The organism is Arthrobacter agilis (assembly GCF_002953615.1).
GTDB lineage: Bacteria > Actinomycetota > Actinomycetes > Actinomycetales > Micrococcaceae > Arthrobacter_D > Arthrobacter_D agilis_B.
This window is the reverse complement of sequence record NZ_CP024915.1, coordinates 703051-709850: the sequence shown is the minus strand read 5'-3', so window position 1 is coordinate 709850 and position 6800 is coordinate 703051. Positions and strand designations below refer to the sequence as shown.

Sequence of the window (6800 nt, the reverse complement as noted above, 5' to 3'; positions counted from 1 at the left end):
GTCGTCCGCGGCGGCCGAGGCGCGCGGGGTGTCCTGTTCCCGATAGGCCGGTGGCGTCTCCCCGGCCGCGTAGGGGTGACGGACGGCTGCTGCACTGGTACACATGCTCCAAGCCTAGATCCGGCGCGGAACTTATCCCCCGGGGAGCAAGTTGAGCTAGTAATCTGTTGAATCATTCAACCGGGTCTGTCCTGCCCCGAGCCGGACCGGCCACGGCTGTCACCTGCGTGTCGATTGCCCGGCCGTCCCGGTCGCCGCCTGCCGCCGCAGCCGCACGCATGGAAGGTGCCCATGGACGTACAGCACAACATCGCCGAGATAGCAGCGGATCCACGATTGGCGGCACCGGCGGACGTGCCCGGCGCGACCTTCCACGACATCAGCACCCGCATCCTCTCCTCCATCGACACGGTCATCGACGGCAAGCCCGACGCCGCCCGGCTCGCCCTCACCGTCCTCCTCGCCCAGGGGCACCTCCTCCTCGAGGACGTGCCGGGCGTCGGCAAGACCCTGCTCGCCAAGACGCTCGCCCGGACGATCGACTGCACGGTGAACCGCATCCAGTTCACGCCCGACCTGCTGCCCTCCGACGTGACCGGCGTGTCGATCTTCAACCAGGATTCCCGGCGGTTCGAGTTCCGGCCGGGGCCCGTGTTCGCGAACATCGTCATCGGCGACGAGATCAATCGCGCCTCGGCCAAGACGCAGTCCTCGCTCCTCGAATGCATGGAGGAGCACCAGGTGACCGTGGACGGGCACACCCATGCCCTCGGCGAGCCGTTCATGGTGGTCGCGACGCAGAACCCCATCGAGATGGAGGGCACCTATCCGCTCCCCGAGGCACAGCGCGACCGCTTCATGGCGCGGATCTCCATGGGTTACCCGGACGCCCGCGCGGAGGCGGACATGCTCGAGACCCACCAGTCGGTGTCGCCGCTCGAGGCGATCCGCCCGGTCGCGAGCGTCACGGACATCGCCGGCATGATGCGCCAGGTGCGGGGTGTGTACGTCTCGCCCGCGGTGAAGGACTACACCGTGGCCATCGGCCGCGCCACGCGGGACCACCCGCGGCTGCGGCTCGGCGCGAGTCCCCGGTCGCTGCTGCAGCTCCTCCGCGCCGCGAAGGCCGGGGCGGCGCTCGAGGGCCGCGACTTCGTCCTGCCCGACGACGTCGCCGCGATCGCCGACGCCGTCCTGGCCCACCGCCTCCTGCTCGACCGCAAGGCCACCAGCGCCGGCGAGACGGCATCGACGATCGTGCAGGACGTCCTCGCGCGGGTGCCGGTGGCCCGCGAGGTGCAGCGGCGGTGACCGTGCCGACGCCGCCGATCCCGCCCTCCTCCCGCTTTCTCCCCTCCTAGCACCGACGGAATCCTGATGGCCCTCCTCGACAAGCTCCCCTCACGCATCCTGACGGTGCGCGGGTGGGGCTTCGTCGCCACCGCCGTCGTCGCACTGCTGGCCGCGCAGGTCCTGGGACGCCGCGACCTCCTGTACGTGGGGGTGCTCCTGCTGGCGCTGCCGCTGGCGTCGATCGTCGTGCTCCGGCTCGTCAAGCCCCGCTTCACCGTGAGCCGCCGCTTCCAGCCGCAGTCCATGGAGATCGGGTCGACGACGACGGTCACGCTCTCCCTCGCGGCGACCGTCGCGGGGGGTGCGAGCATCGCGATGGAGGAGCTGCTCCCGGCCCGTTTCGGCCAGGCCCCCCGGTTCACCTACCCCTCGCGCAACCCGACGCGCGAGGGCACCTCGGTGTACGAGTACCGGCTCCGGTCCGCGTCGCGGGGCGTCTACCCCATCGGGCCCGTGACCGCGGAGTTCACCGATCCCTTCGGCCTGGGGAAGTCGCGGCACGTCCTCGGCGGGGCGGACGACCTCGTGGTCACACCGGCACCCCTCGAACTGCTGGGCACCACCCTCGCCGGGTCCCGCGGCAGCGACGGCATGGCGGCCACACGCCGCCAGGCGAATCCGAGCGACGACGACGTCATGACGCGCGAGTACCGGCACGGGGACTCCCTGCGCCGGGTCCACTGGGCCGCGACGGCGCGCCACAACGAACTCATGGTGCGGCAGGAGGAATCGGTGACCACACCGCAGGCCACCCTGCTCCTGGATCAGCGGCACTCGAGCTTCGGCACCGGATTCAGCACGGTCTTCGACGGGGTCGCCGGCAACGGGCTGTCCACCTCCCCGACCTTCGAGTGGGCCGTCACCGCCGCGATGTCGGTCAGCGCCCACCTGCTCGAACGCAACTACGCCCTGCGGTTCCTCGACCACCAGGGTGCGCCCGCGTTGCTGCACTCACGGTCCGCACCGTTCCCGACCGACGAGGAACACCAGGGACCGGGTGCGGTCGCCGGTATCGCGGAAGGACTCGCGGCCCTCGAACTCGCCCCGGAGGCCGGACGCCGCCAGCAGCTGGAGGAGCGCGCCGGCAGCAGCGTGGTGCGGGCGGGCGAGGCGGCGCGCAATGCTGCGCGCCGGATCCGCCGCTCGGCACCGGAAGCACCCCAGCACGCACAGCACTCCGCCTTCGGGGACGACCTGCTCGACAAGCTCGCCGCCACACGCCACCGCGGGCCGCTCGTCGCGGTTCTCGGCGTCATCACCATCGAGGAGGCGAGGGCACTCGCCTCCGCGTCGGACTACGGATCGGCGTCCTACGCCATCATCGCGTCCGAACGGCCCGCCGATGCGCAGCGGCAACTCGCCATCCTGCGCGATGCCGGCTGGCACGCGACCGCGGCCTCCCCCGCGGCACAGCTGCCGACCGTATGGGCCGGACTCGGGACCGCGGACGGCCCTGCGCCGGCCGGGACCTCCCCCACCGCGACCCGTCCACCCGCGCCGCACCGATCTTCCCGCGACACCACCAGGGGACCAGCATGACCTCGACACTCGACCGCCCCGCCGCCGCGGACGTGCCTGCTCCGACGGCGTCGGCCGCAGCACGGCCGTCCCTTCCCGATCCATGGCACTGGGCCGTCACGGGCGCCTCCCTCCTGGCCGTGCTCGCCGCGGCGACGAGCCTCAACGGGGTCGTGGACGCGTGGACCTGGTTCCTGCCCGTGGTGCGCACGCTCGTACCGGTACTCCTCGCCATGGCGCTGACCCGGACGCTCCGCCTGAGCGGGGTGCTGTCGGCGCTCGTGGGCGTCCTGGCGCTCGTCGGGTCCCTCACCGCCCAGTTCTTCCCGCGGCAGAGCATCCTCGCGATCGTCCCGGGTCCAGGCACCTCGCTCGAGCTCCAGCGCCTCCTCGCGCAGGCCGAGGAGACCGTCGTCTCCCAGGTGGCCCCGGTGCTGCCCGGCGCCGGTATCTTCCTCATCGTGTGCGCCGCCCTGGGGCTCATCGCGATCCTCGTGGACGTCTGCGCCACGACCCTGCGCATGCCCGCCGCGAGCGGGCTCGCGCTCTTCACCGTCCTGATCGCACCGGCCGTCGTGAAGCCGAACGGCGTCGGGATGTCCGCCTTCCTCGTGACCGCACTGGCGTACCTGCTGCTCCTGGCCCTCGCGCAGTGGCGTGAGAACCGGCTCGCGTCGGGCGGCGCGCGGGCGTCCTCGGGGTTCGCGGGGCGGAGCGTGATCATCGGAGCCTCGGCCCTGGCCGTGACCGTGATCCTGCCGCTGTTCGTGCCCGGCTTCACCTCCGGGGCCTTCCCGCAGGGTGCGCGCATGAACGTGTGGGGCAACGCCACCGGGCTCAACCCGGCGGTGACCCTCGGCAACGACCTGCGCAACCCGACAGGGTTCGGGCGCATCGCCTACTCGACGAACTCGGACACCCCCCTGTACCTCCGGGCGGTGACCCTCGAGGACTTCAGCGGCCGGCGGTGGGAGCCGGACCAGAGGCTCGACGGGCGCGAGAGCGGTGTCCGCGACATCGGGGCGGAGCAGGGCGCACCCGAATCCGTCCCCGACGGCACCACGGTCTTCACCAGGATCACGACGCAGAGCTATGCGAGTCCATGGCTCCTGTCCCCCTACGCACCCGAGGGCGTCACCGACCTGTCCGGCAGGTGGGCCTGGGATCCGGCGAATCTCTCCATCCTCGCCACGGACGGGGGCTCGACGGCACGCCAGAGCTACCTGGTGCAGAGCCGATCGGCCGCCCTCACGCGCGAGGGCCTGGGCTCCATCCGCCCCTCCGAGTCCGACTCCGTGCCCGAGGTGTTCACCGAGCTGCCGGACGACACCCCGGACATCGTCCGCACCACCACGGACGAGGTCGCCGGTGACTTCGTGAACCCGTACGACAAGGCGCTCGCGATCCAGAACTACCTCCGCGGCCCCCGGTTCACCTACTCCGTGGAGGCGCCGGTCGACGGCGGTTACGACGGCAGCGGCATGGACGTGATGGCGCGCTTCCTCGAGTCCAAATCCGGGTACTGCGTCCACTACGCGGGAACGATGGCCGTCATGGCGCGGGCGGCAGGGATCCCGAGCCGGGTGGCCGTCGGCTACACGCCCGGAAGTCCCACGGGCGACACGGAGCAGGGGCCCGCCGGCACCGAGCTCCGGGAATTCGTGGTCGACTCCCGCAACGCCCACGCGTGGCCGGAGCTGTACTTCGAGGGTGTGGGCTGGGTCCAGTTCGAACCCACGCCGTCACGCGGCGTCGTACCCACCTATGCCCAGCAGGCCTTCGCGCCGGTGGGACCGCGTGCGGACGACACGGACGCCCTGAACCCCGGCGGGCTTCCCGCCGGCGGACGGACCGGCTCCGCGGAGGAGACCGCCGGCGCCGAGGACGGTACGCAGGCCGGCGGGGCGCAGGACGAGGCGCAGCCGGTCGCAGGCCTGCTCGCCGTCGCCGGCATCGCGCTGTTCGCCCTCCTGCCGCTCCTCCTCCGCTCGGCGAGGACCCGCTCCCGCCGCAGGTCGGTGGCCGCGGACACCCCGGACGGCACCGGGGCAGCCACCGCGGCGTGGGCCGAGACGACGGAGCTGGCGGGCGACTACGGCTACCCGCTGGAGCCGACGGACACCCCCCGGACCTTCGCCGGCCGCCTCGGCCGGGACGCCCGCCTGGCCGGCTCCCCCGTGGCGTCGCTCGCCAGGCTCCGGACGGCCTACGAGTACGAGGAGTACGCCGAGCACCTCGACGTCATCCGTCCCGTCGACGGGTACGCCGGGGGACGCGGCGGGAATTCCCTCCCGGTGGCGATGCTCGCCCGACCCGTGGCGGCTCCGCGGTGGGACGACGTCGAGACCGTCACCCGCGCGCTCCGCAGCGGGAGCTCGTGGCCCACGAGGGTCAGGGCACGGTTGTTCCCGCAGTCGCTCCTGAACCGTTTCCGGGGCACCGTGCGCCGCTGACCCGGGCCGCGGACGCACGAAGGGCCGGCACCCCGACGGGTGCCGGCCCTCGCTGCTCTCGTGCGGATCGTGCCCGGGACCTCCCGGATCAGGAGGCGTAGGGATCGGCGATGCCGACGTACTGCGTGTACAGGTATTCCTCGATCCCCTCGGCGCCGCCCTCACGGCCGAGACCGGACTGCTTGACGCCGCCGAAGGGGGCGGCGGCGTTGGACACGACACCGGCGTTGAGCCCCAGCATCCCCGTGTCGAGGCGTTCCCCGATGCGCAGCCCGCGGTTGAGGTCGCGCGTGAAGACGTAGGCCACGAGCCCGTACTCGGTGTCATTGGCGAGCTCCACGGCCTCGTCCTCGGTACTGAAGGTGATGATGGGGGCCACCGGCCCGAAGATCTCCTCCTGCAGGATCCGCGAGGACCGGGGCACGTTCGTGAGCACCGTGGCCTGGTAGAAGTAGCCGTCGCCGGTCACGGGCGATCCGCCCGTGACGGCCTGTGCGCCGCCCCCGACCGCTGCGCTCACCAGTTCGTGCACCTTGTCCCGGCTCTTCTGGTCGATCAGGGGGCCGAGCGTGGATTCCTCCTCCGTGCCGCGTGCGGGGGTCATGCCCTCCATGCGCTCGGCGAGCGCGGCTGCGAAGCGGTCCGCGACCGACTCGTGCACGATGAACCGGTTGGCCGCCGTGCAGGCCTCGCCCATGTTCCGCAGCTTCGCGAGCATCGCACCGTCGACCGCCGCGTCGAGGTCGGCGTCCTCGAACACCAGGAACGGCGCGTTGCCGCCGAGTTCCATGGAGGTCCTCAGCACGTTCTGCGAGGCGGCCGCGAGGAGGCTGCGGCCCACCGGCGTCGAACCCGTGAAGGAGAGCTTGCGCAGGCGCGGGTCCTCGATGAGGGGACCCGTGACGGCCCCCGCGGTGGTGGTGTTGACGATGTTGAGGACTCCGGCGGGGAGGCCGGCCTCCTGCAGCACGGTGGCGAACAGCGACGAGGTCAGGGGCGTGAGGTTCGCGGGCTTGAGCACCATGGTGCACCCGGCGGCGATCGCGGGGGCGATCTTCCGGGTGGCCATCGCCAGGGGGAAGTTCCACGGCGTGATGAGCAGGCACGGCCCCACGGGCTTCTTGCTCACGAGCAGCCGGGACCTGCCGTCGGGGGAGGTCGAGTACCGGCCGGACATGCGGACGGACTCCTCCGAGAACCAGCGCAGGAACTCGGCCCCGTAGGTCACCTCGCCGCGGGCCTCGGCGAGCGGCTTCCCCATCTCGAGGGTCATCAGCAGCGCGAACTCGTCGGCCCGCGCGGTGACCAGGTCGAAGGCCCGTCGCAGGATCTCCCCCCGCTCGCGCGGCGCGGTCCGGGCCCAGTCGGCCTGGGCCGCGGCTGCTGCGTCGAGCGCGGCCATACCGTCCTCGGGCGTCGCATCCGCGAGGGTCCGGAGGGTGCGCCCGGTGGCCGGGTCCTCGACGTCGAACGTGG

General features: G+C 72.3%; 4 protein-coding genes. 3 read left to right on the top strand and 1 reads right to left on the bottom strand.

Annotated elements, in window-relative coordinates; translation table 11 throughout:
- The first annotated feature begins 291 nt into the window (after nt 1–291).
- The 3 genes from CVO76_RS03465 (at nt 292) to CVO76_RS03455 (ending at nt 5324) form a co-directional block, all read left to right on the top strand.
- A complete protein-coding gene (locus tag CVO76_RS03465) occupies nt 292–1311 on the top strand; it encodes an AAA family ATPase (RefSeq protein WP_133082027.1) in 1020 nt (339 codons plus the stop codon).
- A 66-nt stretch (nt 1312–1377) separates the two neighbouring features.
- Nucleotides 1378–2892, top strand: a complete 1515-nt coding sequence (locus CVO76_RS03460) for a DUF58 domain-containing protein (RefSeq protein ID WP_208740678.1) — start codon at nt 1378–1380, stop codon at nt 2890–2892.
- Nucleotides 2889–5324, top strand: a complete 2436-nt coding sequence (locus CVO76_RS03455; RefSeq protein WP_208740677.1) for a transglutaminaseTgpA domain-containing protein — start codon at nt 2889–2891, stop codon at nt 5322–5324. Before CVO76_RS03460 ends, CVO76_RS03455 begins: the two co-directional genes overlap by 4 nt.
- Nucleotides 5325–5412: 88 nt before the next feature.
- Here the strand turns inward: CVO76_RS03455 and CVO76_RS03450 are convergent.
- Nucleotides 5413–6800, bottom strand: a 1388-nt coding sequence (locus CVO76_RS03450) for an NAD-dependent succinate-semialdehyde dehydrogenase (protein WP_208740676.1), incomplete at its 5' end; no start/stop codon positions are given.

Excerpts from the sequence above, each read along its gene's own strand:
- CVO76_RS03460 (WP_208740678.1), top strand. The coding sequence starts at position 1,378 with ATGGCCCTCCTCGACAAGCTCCCCTCACGCATCCTGACGGTGCGCGGG.
- CVO76_RS03455 (WP_208740677.1), top strand. The coding sequence starts at position 2,889 with ATGACCTCGACACTCGACCGCCCCGCCGCCGCGGACGTGCCTGCTCCG.
- CVO76_RS03465 (WP_133082027.1), top strand. The coding sequence starts at position 292 with ATGGACGTACAGCACAACATCGCCGAGATAGCAGCGGATCCACGATTG.